Origin of the sequence: Bradyrhizobium altum (assembly GCF_020889705.1) — a bacterium.
GTDB classification, from domain to species: domain Bacteria; phylum Pseudomonadota; class Alphaproteobacteria; order Rhizobiales; family Xanthobacteraceae; genus Bradyrhizobium; species Bradyrhizobium altum.
Map to the genome: position 1 here is coordinate 25,903 of NZ_JACMYP010000048.1, position 13,824 is coordinate 39,726.

Sequence of the window (13,824 nt, forward strand, 5' to 3'; positions counted from 1 at the left end):
GAGATTACAGGGAGGCCGAGTGAGGAGCACGTCTGTAAGGCTCCCTCTCCCGCTTGCGGGGGAGGGTGGGGTGGGCTCTCTCCACGAGTCTCATAGCGGATAGACCCCCACCCGCCGCGCTACGCTCTTCGCCTCCCCCGCAAGCGGGGAGAGGCGAAGAGCGCCTGCTGACAGAGAAGACCAAATATCGAGCTACGCCGTGCCCGCAGCCCTGAACTGGCTCGCAGTCCGCTGCAAATTCTGCGGCATGCTGAGCAGCAGTGCCTTGCGGTCGGCCACCGCGTTGTGGAACTGCTCGAGCGCGATGTTGAACGCGGTCAGCGTGCCTTCCTCGATGGCGCCATGCTCGAAACAGTCGAGCGTGTGGCGCAGGATGTCGTCGGCTTCCGCCTGCAGTTGGTCGAGCTCGTCGGTCGAATCGCTTTGCCGCGCGGCCTTCAGCATCTCCAGCAGGCGTTCGCGCTGCGAGGTGTTGGTGTTGCGCTCGTCCTGCTTGAGATAGCCGGCGAACCACGCACCGGCCGAGCCCATCGCCGAGAACGCCATCAGGCTCCACCAGATGTAATCGCTGTAGCGGTCGAGGAAGGTCTTTTCCTCGCCGTCGACGAAGGCGGCCGCGCCGGGATGCACCGGAATGGTGGCGTCCTTGTCGGTATCGGGCGTCTCGATCTTCGCGGCGAGCGGGAAATCGTTCTTGAGCGACTGCCGGATCGCAAACAATTGCCGGGTGAAGGCCGCGACCGTCGCGTCCGACAGGCCCTTTCGCGCGACGATATGGTGCGAGAAGCTGATCGTCTTCACCTCATCGTCGGGCCGGTCGGCCGAGCCGAGCGAGCCGGCGGGAATTTCCGCGGCCTCATAGGCCGGATGGTTCTGCGCGATCGCCTCGGACGCATCGATCGGAAGGAAGGTGGGCTCGCCGCCGTCTTTGGTCGACGCCGTGATCGCATCGATCGTGAGCTTGCTGTTGGCCGGACCCACGGCGAGATAGGCATCGGCCTTCAGGTTCTTGATGGCCTCGACCGCTTCATTAGCCGGGAACTGAACGATCTCGACCTTCATCGGGTCGACGCCGTATTGCTGCAGGATCAGCTTCAGCAGATTGACGTTGGCCGGCGTGCGGCCAACGACGCCGATCTTGCGGCCGCCAAGCTGTGCGATCTTGGTGATCTTTGCGGCCTTGCGGCCCTTGCCCTTGGCTGCGGGCGGCACCCACATCACCACGACATTCTTGCGCAGGACGGCGACCGCCTGTGCATTCTTCGGCACCTCGAGGTCGCCGCGGATGATGGCGAGATCGGCCTTGCCGTCGGCCAGCGTCTGCGCGCTGGCGGTGGCGCCGTCGGTCTGCACCGGGCGCAGCTTGACCTGGGTGTGCTGCTGGTTGTTGAAGGCCTGCGCCAGCGCCTGCACGACCTTGAGGTCATCGCTGCTTGCGGGGCCGACCGCGATCCGCAGCGTCACCGGACGCACCGCGAAATAATAACCGGCGATCGTCGCGCCGATGATGGCGAGCGCGCCCGCGATCAAGACGAACATCAGCCGTCGCTTTGCAGAGCGCAGCGGCTTGGGCGATATGCTGGCGGAGCCGTCTGTCATCGATCTCGCAAACAATCGTCGGGGCTCAATCTCGCAAAACTACCAACGCGCACACATTGTGCATTTGTAGCAAATTCCTGGAGCCACAGATGTTACATCTCCGTCATGGTTACCAGCGGCGATAGGACGCTATTTCGGCCTTATTTTCGGCATGGATCCCACCCGGAGGCCGGTTGTTAGGCTAAGATCGGCGCCAAACGGGAGGGTTGCCATGGTCGAAAGGCTGTCAGCGGAAGCAAGGAAGGCCGCGCTTTGGGAACTGGCCGGCTGGTCGGATCTGGCCGGACGCGAGGCGATCGCAAAGACCTTCGTGTTCAAGGACTTCAACGAGGCCTTCGGCTTCATGGCGCGCGCCGCTTTGGTCGCCGAGAAGAGCGACCATCACCCCGAATGGAAGAACGTCTACAAGACGGTCGAGGTCGTGCTGGCGACCCACGATGTCGGCGGGGTGACCAAGCGCGATATCGACCTCGCCAAGGCCATGAACGCGATCGCAAGGCAGCTCGGGGTCAATTGACCCGGCCGCGCGTAACCTTGCGCCGGTTGGCCGACGTCCCCAGATTCGGATCGTCCGCCGCCGATCCGTCGCGCGGCGCAAGGGAACTTGGCGATGGCAACGACCGAACACAGCGTGGGATTTGAGCCTGCCGATCGGCTGGCGCAGGACCGCGAGAGCGTGCGCCGCCGCTTCTGGATCAAGTTCAAGAAAGTGGTGGCGCGGCTGCCGTTCGCCGAGGATCTGCTGGCCGCCTATTACTGCGCCTTCGACCGGCAGACGCCGCGCCATGTCCAAGCCGCGCTGCTCGGCGCGATCGCCTATTTCATCCTGCCGTTCGACTTCATCCCGGACATGCTGCCGGTGCTCGGTTTCACCGACGATGCCGCCGTGCTCGCAACCGCGATCCGCATGGTCGCAAGCCACATCACTCCGGAGCATCGCGAAGCCGCGCGCGCCGCGCTGAAGCGCGGGGTGCCGATGGAGGAGTGAGCGTGGCGGGCACCGACAGTGGTGCCCGGTGGCCGTTCGCGCTAGATTAGATCGCGCGGGGCAATTGTCGCGCGATCTTGCGCGCGCAATCGATAAACAGCCGTGCGGAAGGGTTGAGTGTCCGCCCCCTCAGCGTGATGGCCGCGATCGGGCGTCGCGTGGTAGGCAGCGCCACGGGCAGCACCTTAAACTGCGGTGTGGGCAGGTGGAACCGCACGACTGAACCTTGCACTATGCTGAGGAATCGGCCGGTTGCGAGCAGCGCGTTGCGCACCGCCGTGACGGATGTGAAGACCGTTGCGCGCGGCACATCAAGTCCCTCGCTGCGAAACGCCTCGGCGACGACGGCGCCATAGAGGCTCTCAGGAGGTGGCAGCGTCCAGGTCGCGTCCACGAGATCCGCCAACTTCAGCCGCCGCCGTCGCGAGCACGCGGCTTTCGCGCCGCCGACCACGACCAGCGGCTCCTCATAGAGCAGATCGGCCGCGAGATGGGAATCTAGTGCGGCCGTGAAGATTGGCGCGACCACGAGATCCACCTTGCGTCCCTCGAGCGCGGAATAGGTCGTGGAAGCCTCGCCGGCCGAGAGGTGAAACACCAGCCGCGGATGTTGTTGCGACAACTGATCGATCACCGCGGGAAGAAAGCCGGATGCGATCGCGATCGTGCTGGCAATGCGGAGCTCGCCGCTGGTCGGGTCGGCGAGAGACCTGATCTGCTCGACGGCCTGCTTCAGTTCGTCGAACACGACGACGCCCCGATCCACGAGCGCGCGTGCGTAGACCGTCGGTTCGACGCCGCGCGGGTTGCGGTCGAGCAGCCGTACGCCGAGCGCGCTCTCGAGATCGGAAATCGCCTTTGATACGGCGGGCTGAGACACCGCGAGCGCGGTCGCCGCCTTGCCCATGCTGCCATGCCGCGCGATGGCGAGCAGCATTTGCAGGTCACGCAACTTGAGCCGGTAGCCAAGTCGCCGTTCCTCTGCGTCGAATGCCAAAGGTTCCACCCATGAACAGAAGTTATGGGATCATCCTGGATCAATATTAGCCGCTTATATGCGTCGGCGCTACAGTCCGGGTGTGAAGTCGGGAATTCGCTTTCGTCATCTCATAGGGAGCGATCCATGATCACCAGAAGGAATTTCACATTTTCATTGGCGGCGTTGACGCTCGTATCGAACGCGGTCAATTCCGCATCTGCCAATGCCTATCCCGCGCATCCCATCCGCATGGTCGTTCCGTTTCCGGCAGGAGGATCGACGGACGTCGGCGCCCGGCTGATCGCGGAGCATCTGTCCCGCTCACTCGGCCAGCAGGTGTACGTCGAGAACCGGTCCGGAGCGAACGGCACGATCGGCGTGGACGCCGTCGCAAAGAGTGCGCCGGACGGCTACACCATCCTGGCGACGATTGACACCGTCGCCAGCAATCAGTTCGTGTTCAATACCGACGTCGACCCGGTGAAGGACCTGGCTCCGATCATCGAGGTGTCGCGCCAGCCGATCGTGGTCGTGGCGCATCCGGCGCTGGCGGTGAGCACGCTCGCCGAACTGATCGCGCTCGCCAAACGCCAGCCCGGATTGCGCTACGGCACTGGGAGCGGCCTCGGTTCGCCGCAGCACATGGCGATGCAATGGCTTGGCAAGCTCGCCGGCGTCACTTTCGAACAAGTGCCGTATCGCGGCGGCGGGCAGGCGATCAACGACCTGCTTGGTGGGCACATCACGCTGGGCTGCCTCGGCTCGACGCCGGTGATGCCGCATTACAAGGCCGGGACCTTGCGCGTGCTCGCGCAAAGCACCGCTACCCGCTCCCCCGGCCTGCCCGATGTGCCGACCTTCGAGGAAGCAGGCGTTGCCGGTCTCGTCCTGGAGCAATGGCTGGGGATCTTTGCGCCGGGTCACACGCCGGAGGCGATCACGACGCAGCTGAATACGGAGATCGGGCGCGCACTATCCGACCAAGCCGTGCGCAAGGGCCTGCTCGATTCGGCGCAGGAGCCAATGGGCGGCAGCGCCGAGGAGTTCACAAGCCGTGTCGGCGCGGCGTCGGCCCAGTACGCAAGGCTCGTGAAGGAGCTGAACATCAGGCCGGAGTGATCATTTGCCCAACTCGAAATATCTTCCTGAACGCATGGGCTCGGCGACACTGTCGCCGAGCGGTCCCTTCGTCGCCGGCGCGCATGAGGAACTGACGCTGAGCTACACGGCAGGCGATTTCGGCATCGACGATACCGGCATGCTGAAAATATCGTGGCGCACGACCTCCGACATGAGCAAACCGCAGTTCAATCAGCCGCAGGCGGCGAACTATACGACGGTCGAGGCAAGCAACGGTGCGGCCCTCGAAGTCTGGTTCGACCGGCTCAATATCCGTCCCTACGGAAACACGCTGCTGATCCGCATTGGTCGCGGATATCTCCGGGCCGGCGACACGTTGACCGTGCGTTTCGGCGATCGTCGCCAGGGATCGCCGGGCTATCGATTGCAGACCAATGTCGAGGCCAATGTAGAGCTGAGGACGTCAGTCGACGCGTTCGCGACCTACGAGTTCTGTCAGCTGCCGGTGCAGCCGGTGTTTGATCTCGTTGCGGGCCGGCCGGCGCGCTGGAAAGTCATCGTGCCGTCGCTTGTCCTCGTCGGCGAACCATTCCGGCTCGCGGTCGTCGCCGAGGATGTGTGGGGCAATCCGGCACCGAGCGCCGGCGAAGCGCTGACATTCGCGGCGTCCCATCCGATCCGCGGATTGCCTGGCCGCATTGAGCGCGAGATCGGCAGCCGCGCGACGGTGATCGACAATCTGATTGCCGACCGGGAAGGCGACGTCGACCTTGCGGTTTTCGCCGACGGAGAGGAACTCGCACGCGCAAATCCGATGCGTGTCGGCAGGTCGGCGCCGGCGCGCCGCTATTGGGGCGATCTGCACGGACAGAGCGGCGAAACGATTGGCATGGGATCGGCGGAGGACTATTTCCGCTACGCGCGCGATCTCGCCTTTATCGATATCGTTGGCCATCAGGGCAATGACTTCCAGATCACCGACACGTTTTGGGACCGGCTGAACCGGCTCACCGCGGCATTCGACGCGCCGGGCAGATTCGTCTGCGTGCCTGGCTACGAATGGTCGGGCAACACCGGGATGGGCGGAGACCGCAACATCTTCTATCGCCACGAAGGCAGGCCGATCCGTCGGTCGTCGCACATTCTGGTCGAAGGGCAGGCGTCGACTCCGGCAATCTACACGGCCGAAGAGTTGTTTCGCGCGCTCGATGGTGAGAACGCCATCGTCGTCGCCCACGTCGGCGGCCGTTATGCCGACATCACGCGCGCCCATGACGGACGCCTCGAGCGCGCCGTCGAGGTCCACTCCACCTGGGGCACGTTCGAGTGGATGCTGCACGATGCCTTTGCGCAGGGTTACCGCGTCGGCGTCGTATGTCACAGCGACGACCACAAGGGACGTCCCGGCGCCACTCGGCCTGGCGCCTCGAGCTTCGGCGCGATCGGCGGGTTGACCTGTTACTTCATGGCGGAACTCACCCGCGACGGTCTATTCGCCGCGCTGCGCGCCCGCCACCATTACGGAACAACCGGCGCCCGCATCTTCCTCGATTTGCATGGCCATTTTGAAGAGCCCGTAACCGTGTTCTCCGATGATCCGCAGCTCGGCCCGGTCCAGGAGCACAGGCGTCGCTCGGTGCAGATGGGCGATATCGTGCGGCCGGGTCCCGCCGTGATGCGCCTCGCAGCGGAGGTACGCGGCACCGCGCCGATCGATCAGGTCGATGTGTTCTACGGATCCCGGCTGGCGGCGACGGTGCACCCGTATCGGGCCGCCGATCTGGGCCGCAGGGTCCGTGTGCTCTGGCAGGGCGCGGAGTACCGCGGGCGAGGCCGTGAAACGATCTGGCAGGGCAGGTTGCGCCTCGAGGGCAATCCGATCGTTCGCTTTGCGCCGGTGAATTTTCTCAATCCCGAACGAAAGGTTTGTGTCGTGACGCCAGAGACCGAGCTGGCCTGGAGCTCGGTCACGACGGGTAATCTCGCCGGCATCGATCTGTGGTTTGACGCGGCTGACCGCGGTACCCTCGACATCGAGACCAATATCGTATCCGGACGTGTCGATCTTGCGTCGCTTGCTGACCGGCGAATGGTGTTCGAAGGCGGCGGCCTTGGTCGCCAGCTCAGCGTCTATCGACTTCCCGATCAGGACTGGAGTCGACGGATAGTCGTCGACCATGCGGTTCGGTTCTCCGGTGTCGCGGATTTGCCGGTTTATCTCCGTGTCACCCAAGCCGACGGTCATCAGGCCTGGTCAAGTCCGATCTACTTGATCCCGTAAGCTGTGTTGATTGCGCGCGCTAGCGTTTGTCGCCGGCACGCAATTGGGCGCGCGCATTGTCCGCTTCCCACGCCTGGAACTGCTTGAACAGCGCCTCCTTGTCGGCGTCGGTCTGAAGCTTGGCGGCGGCCGGCGACCGCGTCAGGAATTCATCGAAACGGGTGCGCGTAGCGGCTTCGACGCCGTGGCGGTCGAGCCATTGCTGGGCCACCGGCAGGCGTTGCCAACCCGGCAGCGGTGCCGACAGCGAGACCTCCCGCCACTTCGGATGGAACGGCGGATTCTGGAACGTCGGAAATTTTGTGAAGAACGCATCCACGAAATTAGCCAGCTTGTGGTAGCGCTCCGTGTTCGGCGCCCAGTTGTAGGCCGCAAGCACGGCAGGAACGGCGATCGTGTCGACGCGCTCCTCGCCCGAAATCAGGTTGGGATAGTCCTTGGCCGACAGGCTCGCGGGCAGATAGTCGCCCTGCAACGGCTTCTCGTAGTTGACCGTCACCAGGTGGAACCGATCGTCCTTGAAGCCGCTCACGGATTTGTAAGGCTTGCCGCCACACACGATCACGGCGTCGATTTCGCCGGCCTTCAGTTTCTCCAGCGCGATGCGCTGCTCGACATAGACGACCTTCGGCTTCATTCCGAGCCGCTCGAACACGGTCAGCGCGGTCACGAAGGTGCCGCCATTGGGAAGGTCGACGCTGACGGTCTTGCCCTCAAGGTCCCTGAGATTGCGGATCGATTTCGACGCGATCACATGCATCTCTTCGTTGTAGAGCTTGGTCACGTAGGTGAATTGCTTCTTGATATCTTTCGCAATGCCCTTCCGCTCGAGATATTCGAGCGTGTCAGACCGAACGATGCCGAGATCGACACCCTGCAGAAACAGGATGTCGGCGACGCTCTGCACCGAGCCGCGCCCGACGATCGGCAGAATGCGCAACTTGTTGCCATCGTCGAGCACGGAGGCGAGATCGGCGCCGAACTGAACATAGGTGCCGCCGATCGTGCCGGAGATCAGCGTGACCGTGTTGGCGTTGAGGCTCTGCTTGGTGCTTACCGAGCCGAACTGAAAGATCGCCTTCAGGCTGTCGCTGACCTTGGCCGGGTCGAATTCGGCCTGCTCGGCCCGTGCCGCGAGGCCCCAAATCATCATGCCTGTGAAAAGTACCAATCCAAACAAGCGTCGCATGTGTCCCTCGAGATGAGCCTAGTTTTGCAATTGCGCGAGGCGTTGCTGTGCGGGCTGCGAGCCGAGTTCGGCAGCCTTGCGATACCAGAAGCGCGCCGCATCCGGATCGGGCGTGATGCTCCGTTTGTCCAGGGTCCCCAGCACGTCGGGATCGTAGGTGCGCGCCAGCAACAGCGCCGCGTCCGCGTCCTGCGCATCCGCGGCCCGCTCGAGCAGCAGCCGCGCCGATACGATGTCGCCGATCGCAAGCAGGCTGTTGGCCCGCTTCAGGAGGCCTGCGATGTCATCCGGATCGAGGCGTCTTGCCGGTGGCGCCGCCGGTGGTAGTGGCTCGATCGGCGCGGCCGCGGGCGTTTCGCGCGCAACGACTTCGCTCTTGATCGCTTCCTGATAGGCGGCCGCAATCTGCGCGCGTGACGGCGGGGTTGCAGTGGCGGGCGACACCTCGGTGGCCACGGCGCGAACCGCTTCCGCGATTTCTGCGCGGGCCTCGATCGGCGAGACGCCGACCAGCGCGGCCTTGGCGCTCAGGACCGCGTCGCGCACGCTGCCGATGGACCACAGCCCGACCACCGCAGCCGCGACAAGTGCGCCGGCCGAAATTGTCAGCAGGCCGGTGCGAAGGCGCGAACGTGGAATCGTGGCGCGCCCGTGCCAATCCGCGTCATCGATTTGGCTTGAAAGAAAAAGCGGAGCGGGTTCGTCCGCGCCGATGTCGATGGCTGCCCGATGTGGTCGCCGGTAGCGATAAGGTGCAAATTCGGGATCGTTGATATCCGCGTTGATCGCGTCGCGTGGCGGATCGCTGCCGTGAACGCGTGTTGGATTCCCCACCATGATGATGCTTCCCCGATACTATGACGCAACAATCGGGCATCTCTGGTGTCTGGTTGTTGTTTTTGTTGGGGTCCCTGAGCGCCCGTTACGAACTCTTAATCGCCTTGCGATTGGGCCCAAAAAGCGGCTCAGGTCGCTGCGAATCGGGAGAAATTTGGGTTTGATTGCGGCAACGCGCGCAAATTCTGAGAAAGTTCACAGGGTTTGCTCACGATTGCGCGCGCGGCGCAACGGCAAGCCGTTGCGCCGGGGTGACGGTGAGAGTGCGCGGCCGTCTGTCGTCAGCTTCCCGGATGCAGGATCACCTTGCCCATCGCCTTGCGGCCGGCGAGCACCTTCAAGGCTTCTGCGGTCTGCGACAGCGGGAAGGTGCGGTCGACATGCGAGGAGATCTTGCCTTCCGCGGTCCACTGCACGAGCTTCTCGAGGTTCTTGCGGTTCTTCTCCGGATTCAGCCGCGCCCAGGCGCCCCAGAACACGCCGCGGATGTCGCAGCCCTTGAGCAGTGCGAGGTTGAGTGGAATCTTCGGAATGTCGCCGGCGGCAAAGCCGATCACCAGGAAGCGGCCTTCCCATGCGGTCGAGCGCAGCGCGGCCTCGGCATAGGAGCCGCCGACCGGATCGAACACGATGTCGGCGCCCTTGCCGCCCGTCAGCTTGCGCAGGCCTTCTTTAAGATCTTCCTTGGCGTAGTTCAGCGTCAGTTCGGCGCCGTGCTGCTTGGCGAAGGCGAGCTTCTCGTCCGACGATGCGCAGGCAATCACCTTCAGGCCCATCAGCCTGCCGAGCTCGCACGCGGCAAGGCCGGTGCCGCCGGCGGCGCCCAGCACCGCGAGCGTTTCGCCCGGCTTCGGGCTCGCGCGATCCTCCAGCGCATGCAGCGCGGTGCCGTAGATGATGATGATGCCGGCGGCGCGATCGTAATCGAGATTGTCGGGAATCTTCACGATCGTATTCGCCGGCAGCGCGATCTTGTCGCGCGCGCCGTTGTGGCCGCATGACGCAACGACGCGGTCGCCGACCTTCAGGTCAGTGACGCCGGCGCCGACGCTCTCGATCACGCCGGCGACTTCGGCGGCCGGCGAGAACGGGAACGGCGGCTTGATCTGGTACTTGCCCTGGATCATCAGGATGTCGAAGAAATTCAGCGCCGCCGCCTTGATCGCGATCACGGCTTCGCCGGGACCCGCCACCGGATCGGGCACGTCAGCCAGCACGAGATCGTCGGGTTGACAGTATTGCGAGCAGAGGATGGCTTTCATGGACACACCTGAGTTTCGGACGCAAAAAAGAGCTGCAAGATCTTGGACTACAAGCTTCATGCCGGATTTGCGACGGAGCGACAATATAGTGCGGAGGGATCAAACTATGTTTGAAAAAGGCCTGCTAGCGAAAAAGCGCATCCTGATCACCGGCGGCGGCTCCGGTCTTGGCGCCGCGATGGGCGCCCGCTTTGCCGAACTCGGTGCCGAACTGATCATCTGCGGGCGGCGCGAGGGGCTGCTGGAGGAAACCGCTGGCAAATTCCGCAGCGAGTTCGGTGCCAAGGTGTCGACCGCACGCTGCGATATCCGCGACGGCGCCGCGGTCGAGGCGATGATGGATCAGGTCTGGCAGGAGGCGCAGATCGACGTTCTCGTCAACAATGCTGCCGCAACCTTTATTGCGCAGAGCGAACATTTGTCATTCCGTGCCGCGGACGCGATCCTCGCGCCGACGCTGCATGGCACGATGTACTGCACGCTCGCCGCCGGCCGCCGCTGGATCGACGGCAAGCACAAGGGCGTGGTGCTCTCGATCCTCTCGACCTCGACCATCACGGGTCGCGCCTTCACGGTGCCCTCGTCGATGGCCAAGACCGCGGTGCTGGCGATGACCAAGAGCTTGGCCGTCGAGTGGGGCCCGAAAGGCATCCGCACCGTGGCGATCGCGCCCGGCGCGTTCCCGACGCCAGGTGCCACCGGGCAGTTGCGTCCCGAAGCGCGCGGCGAGACCTGGTCGCAGCGCAATCCGCTCGGCCGCGCCGGCGAGCATTCCGAGCTTGCCAATCTCGCCGCCTTCCTGATCTCGGATCAGGCCGGCTACATCAATGGCGAGATGGTGGTGCAGGACGGCGGCGCGCACTTGCGCAGTTCCGGTGCCGAGGACCTGCTGCAATGGACCGATGCGCAGTGGGAGAGCCAGCGCGCGGCGCGCGCCAAGGGATGACCAAGGGCTGATCAAGCGCTGATGCGCGCCAACAAGCGCTGAGCTAGAACTGAGAATCAACGGACGCGCGTGCGGCTGTGGCCGACGCGCGGGTCCGGGCCTAACTGCCTTCCCAAAAAAGCGTTTCCCGGTTATCCATCCGAGCCGGCGGAGGGGAATCGCCGAGCCATCTTCCAGTCACAATGATGGGGGAACCAGTTGGCCGTGCGGCAGATTCTGACATCACTGGCTGTTTGTGTCGTGTGCGGGATCGTCTCCCTCGCGCCGGCGCAGGCTGCGCCCAAGAAAGATGCGGCGAAGGAAGCGGCCAAGCCGGCGCCTTCGGCCGCCGCGGCTGCAGCCGGCGGTGCGGAGCCGACGCTGATCGGCCAATTCGGCACCTGGGGCGCCTACACCGCATCGCCCAACGGCAAGAAGGTGTGCTTTGCGCTCGCCAAGCCGTCGTCGTCGAAGACCAACCCGCCGAACCGGCCGCGCGATCCGGCCTATGCCTTCATCTCGACCCGCCCGGCCGAGAAGGTCGTCAACGAAGTCTCGATCATGATCGGCTACACCGTGAAGCCGGGCTCGGAATCGACGCTCCAGGTCGGCGGCGGAACTTATGCGATGTACACCCAGGGCGACGGCCTCTGGATCAAGAATGCGGCCGAGGAGGAGCGGATGGTGGAAGCCATGCGCAAATCGGCCGATCTGACGGTAAAAGCCGTCTCGGCGAAGGGCACCGAGACGATCGACAGCTTCTCGCTCAAAGGTCTGGCACAGGCGCTCGACCGGCTGGGGCAGGACTGCCGGCGCTAGAGCATGATCCGGACCCGGAGGGCCGCGTCAGCGCAAAGTGCGGAGCGGTTTTCCGGAAAGATCGTGCTCCAAAAAAGCCAGCTCCCGGCTCTGAGGGACAAAATTGAGGTATTTGGCGGCTTTCCAGCACCGGCTGGAAGGCCTATTTGAGGTTTCATGACCGACAACGTGACCACCCATGCCGTGCCTGGCGCCAGCGCGCTGGTCGAAAAGGTTCCGCTCGAGACCTATGTGCCGCCGGCCAAGCCGTCGCTGATCGGGTTGTCGCGCGCCGAGATCGCCGATCGCCTGGGCGAGATCGGGGTGCAGGCCGCGCAGCGCAAGATGCGAACCCAGCAGCTCTGGAACTGGATGTATTTCCGCGGCGCCAAGAACTTCGGCGAGATGACCAACGTCTCGAAGGACATGCGCGCCGAGCTCGAGAAGCATTTTACCGTCGACCGTCCCGAGGTGGTCGCCGAGCAGATCTCCAATGACGGCACCCGCAAATGGCTGCTGCGGCTGCCGAGCGGCGACAAGGTCGAGCGGCCGCACGAGGTCGAGTGCGTCTACATTCCCGAGACCGATCGCGGCACGCTCTGCGTTTCCTCGCAGGTCGGCTGCACGCTGAACTGCTCCTTCTGCCACACCGGCACGCAGCGGCTGGTGCGCAACCTTACCGCCGGCGAGATCGTCGGCCAGGTGATGGTGGCGCGCGACCGGCTCAACGACTGGGCCGACCGCGAAGACGGCACGCGGCGCGTCACCAACATCGTGATGATGGGGATGGGCGAGCCGCTCTACAATTTCGACGCGGTGCGCGATGCGCTGTTGATCGTCGGCGACAATGAAGGCATCGGCATTTCCCGCCGCCGTATCACGCTGTCGACCTCGGGCGTGGTGCCGAACATCCAGCGCACCGGCGACGAGATCGGCGTGATGCTCGCGATCTCGCTGCATGCGGTGCGCGACGAGCTGCGCAACGAGCTGGTGCCGCTGAATCGCAAATATCCGATCAAGGAGCTGCTGCAGGCCTGCCGCGACTATCCCGGCGCCTCGAACGCGCGGCGCATCACGTTCGAATATGTGATGCTCAAGGGCGTCAACGATTCGCTCGATGATGCCAAGCTGCTGGTGAAGCTGCTCAAGGGCATTCCGGCCAAGATCAACCTGATCCCGTTCAATCCGTGGCCGGGCACCGCCTACGAGTGCTCGGACTGGGAGCAGATCGAAAAGTTCTCCGAATACATCTTCAACGCCGGCTATTCCTCGCCGGTGCGCACGCCGCGCGGCCGCGACATCCTCGCCGCCTGCGGCCAGCTCAAGTCGGAGACCGAAAAGCTCTCCGCCCGCGAGCGCCAGGCGCTGCGCGCGATGGCGATGACGGATTAGGGCGTGATCCCGAAAAGTGGAGTCCGGTTTTCGGACAGGATCATGCTCACTCAAATGAGAATCCAATGGCCCTGATCGGCCGCCTGTTCGTCGTCGCCTTCGGCTTCCTGATGGCCTGCTTCGTGGCAGGCGTGATCGTGGTCGTCGCGGTGCTGTATCCCGAGATCAGCGATTTCGGTGGGCAGATCGACCAGAGCGCTGTTAACGTCGTGCTCGGCTTTGGCTTCATCTTCATATCCGGCTTTGCATTGTTGCCCGCGCTGATCGTGGTGCTGATCACCGAGGCCTTTTTCATCAGGAGCGTGTTGGCCTACGCCGTCGGCGGCGGGATCGTCGGCGCAGCCTGCTATCTCGGCCTCGTTCCGTTCGATCCCGACATGATGCAGTTCCACGGCATCGTGCGCCGGCACATGGAGATCATGACCGGCGCCGGCATCGTCGCCGGCCTGGTCTACTGGCTGATCGCCGGCCGCACCGCCGGCGCCTGGCGCGAG

13 protein-coding genes are annotated in these 13,824 nt (G+C 64.2%); 8 read left to right on the forward strand and 5 right to left on the reverse strand.

Features of this window, described 5'->3' with window-relative positions; translation table 11 throughout:
- Window positions 1–192: 192 nt before the first annotated feature.
- A complete protein-coding gene (locus tag H8B02_RS15090; protein ID WP_229166957.1) occupies window positions 193–1,599 on the reverse strand; it encodes a TAXI family TRAP transporter solute-binding subunit in 1,407 nt (468 codons plus the stop codon).
- Between the two features lie 211 nt (window positions 1,600–1,810).
- Between H8B02_RS15090 and H8B02_RS15095 the strand changes: the two genes are divergently transcribed.
- Both H8B02_RS15095 and H8B02_RS15100 read left to right on the forward strand, forming a co-directional pair.
- On the forward strand, window positions 1,811–2,116 hold the full coding sequence (locus tag H8B02_RS15095; protein ID WP_229166958.1) for a 4a-hydroxytetrahydrobiopterin dehydratase: 306 nt from the start codon (window positions 1,811–1,813) through the stop codon (window positions 2,114–2,116).
- Window positions 2,117–2,209: 93 nt separating this feature from the next.
- A complete protein-coding gene (locus tag H8B02_RS15100) occupies window positions 2,210–2,587 on the forward strand; it encodes a YkvA family protein (protein WP_229166959.1) in 378 nt (125 codons plus the stop codon).
- Between the two features lie 46 nt (window positions 2,588–2,633).
- Here H8B02_RS15100 and H8B02_RS15105 read toward each other — a convergent pair whose 3' ends face one another.
- On the reverse strand, window positions 2,634–3,584 hold the full coding sequence (locus H8B02_RS15105) for a LysR family transcriptional regulator (protein WP_229166960.1): 951 nt from the start codon (window positions 3,582–3,584) through the stop codon (window positions 2,634–2,636).
- Window positions 3,585–3,710: 126 nt separating this feature from the next.
- On the opposite strand from H8B02_RS15105, the gene H8B02_RS15110 reads away from it, so the two are divergent.
- Both H8B02_RS15110 and H8B02_RS15115 read left to right on the forward strand, forming a co-directional pair.
- Window positions 3,711–4,685 carry a Bug family tripartite tricarboxylate transporter substrate binding protein gene (locus H8B02_RS15110; RefSeq protein WP_229166961.1) on the forward strand — a complete coding sequence of 325 codons (975 nt, stop codon included), beginning with the start codon at window positions 3,711–3,713 and terminating at the stop codon, window positions 4,683–4,685.
- A gap of 4 nt (window positions 4,686–4,689) precedes the next feature.
- On the forward strand, window positions 4,690–6,927 hold the full coding sequence (locus H8B02_RS15115; protein WP_229166962.1) for a CehA/McbA family metallohydrolase domain-containing protein: 2,238 nt from the start codon (window positions 4,690–4,692) through the stop codon (window positions 6,925–6,927).
- 19 nt (window positions 6,928–6,946) lie between these two features.
- Here H8B02_RS15115 and H8B02_RS15120 read toward each other — a convergent pair whose 3' ends face one another.
- The 3 genes from H8B02_RS15120 to H8B02_RS15130 all read right to left on the reverse strand — a co-directional run bounded on the left by H8B02_RS15120 (window position 6,947) and on the right by H8B02_RS15130 (window position 10,215).
- Window positions 6,947–8,116, reverse strand: coding sequence for a TAXI family TRAP transporter solute-binding subunit (locus H8B02_RS15120; RefSeq protein WP_376711663.1), 1,170 nt, complete (start codon window positions 8,114–8,116; stop codon window positions 6,947–6,949).
- 18 nt (window positions 8,117–8,134) lie between these two features.
- On the reverse strand, window positions 8,135–8,953 hold the full coding sequence (locus H8B02_RS15125) for a hypothetical protein (protein ID WP_229166963.1): 819 nt from the start codon (window positions 8,951–8,953) through the stop codon (window positions 8,135–8,137).
- A gap of 281 nt (window positions 8,954–9,234) precedes the next feature.
- A complete protein-coding gene (locus H8B02_RS15130) occupies window positions 9,235–10,215 on the reverse strand; it encodes an NADPH:quinone oxidoreductase family protein (RefSeq protein ID WP_229166964.1) in 981 nt (326 codons plus the stop codon).
- 106 nt (window positions 10,216–10,321) lie between these two features.
- Here H8B02_RS15130 and H8B02_RS15135 point away from each other — a divergent pair, with 106 nt between their 5' ends.
- From H8B02_RS15135 to H8B02_RS15150, 4 genes are all read left to right on the forward strand, one after another.
- On the forward strand, window positions 10,322–11,161 hold the full coding sequence (locus tag H8B02_RS15135; protein ID WP_229166965.1) for an SDR family oxidoreductase: 840 nt from the start codon (window positions 10,322–10,324) through the stop codon (window positions 11,159–11,161).
- Between the two features lie 240 nt (window positions 11,162–11,401).
- Window positions 11,402–11,959, forward strand: a complete 558-nt coding sequence (locus H8B02_RS15140; RefSeq protein ID WP_229166970.1) for an invasion associated locus B family protein — start codon at window positions 11,402–11,404, stop codon at window positions 11,957–11,959.
- Window positions 11,960–12,115: 156 nt separating this feature from the next.
- A complete protein-coding gene (gene rlmN / locus H8B02_RS15145; RefSeq protein ID WP_229166966.1) occupies window positions 12,116–13,330 on the forward strand; it encodes a dual-specificity RNA methyltransferase RlmN in 1,215 nt (404 codons plus the stop codon).
- A 65-nt stretch (window positions 13,331–13,395) separates the two neighbouring features.
- On the forward strand, window positions 13,396–13,824 hold a 429-nt coding region (locus tag H8B02_RS15150; RefSeq protein ID WP_229166967.1), incomplete at its 3' end, for a hypothetical protein.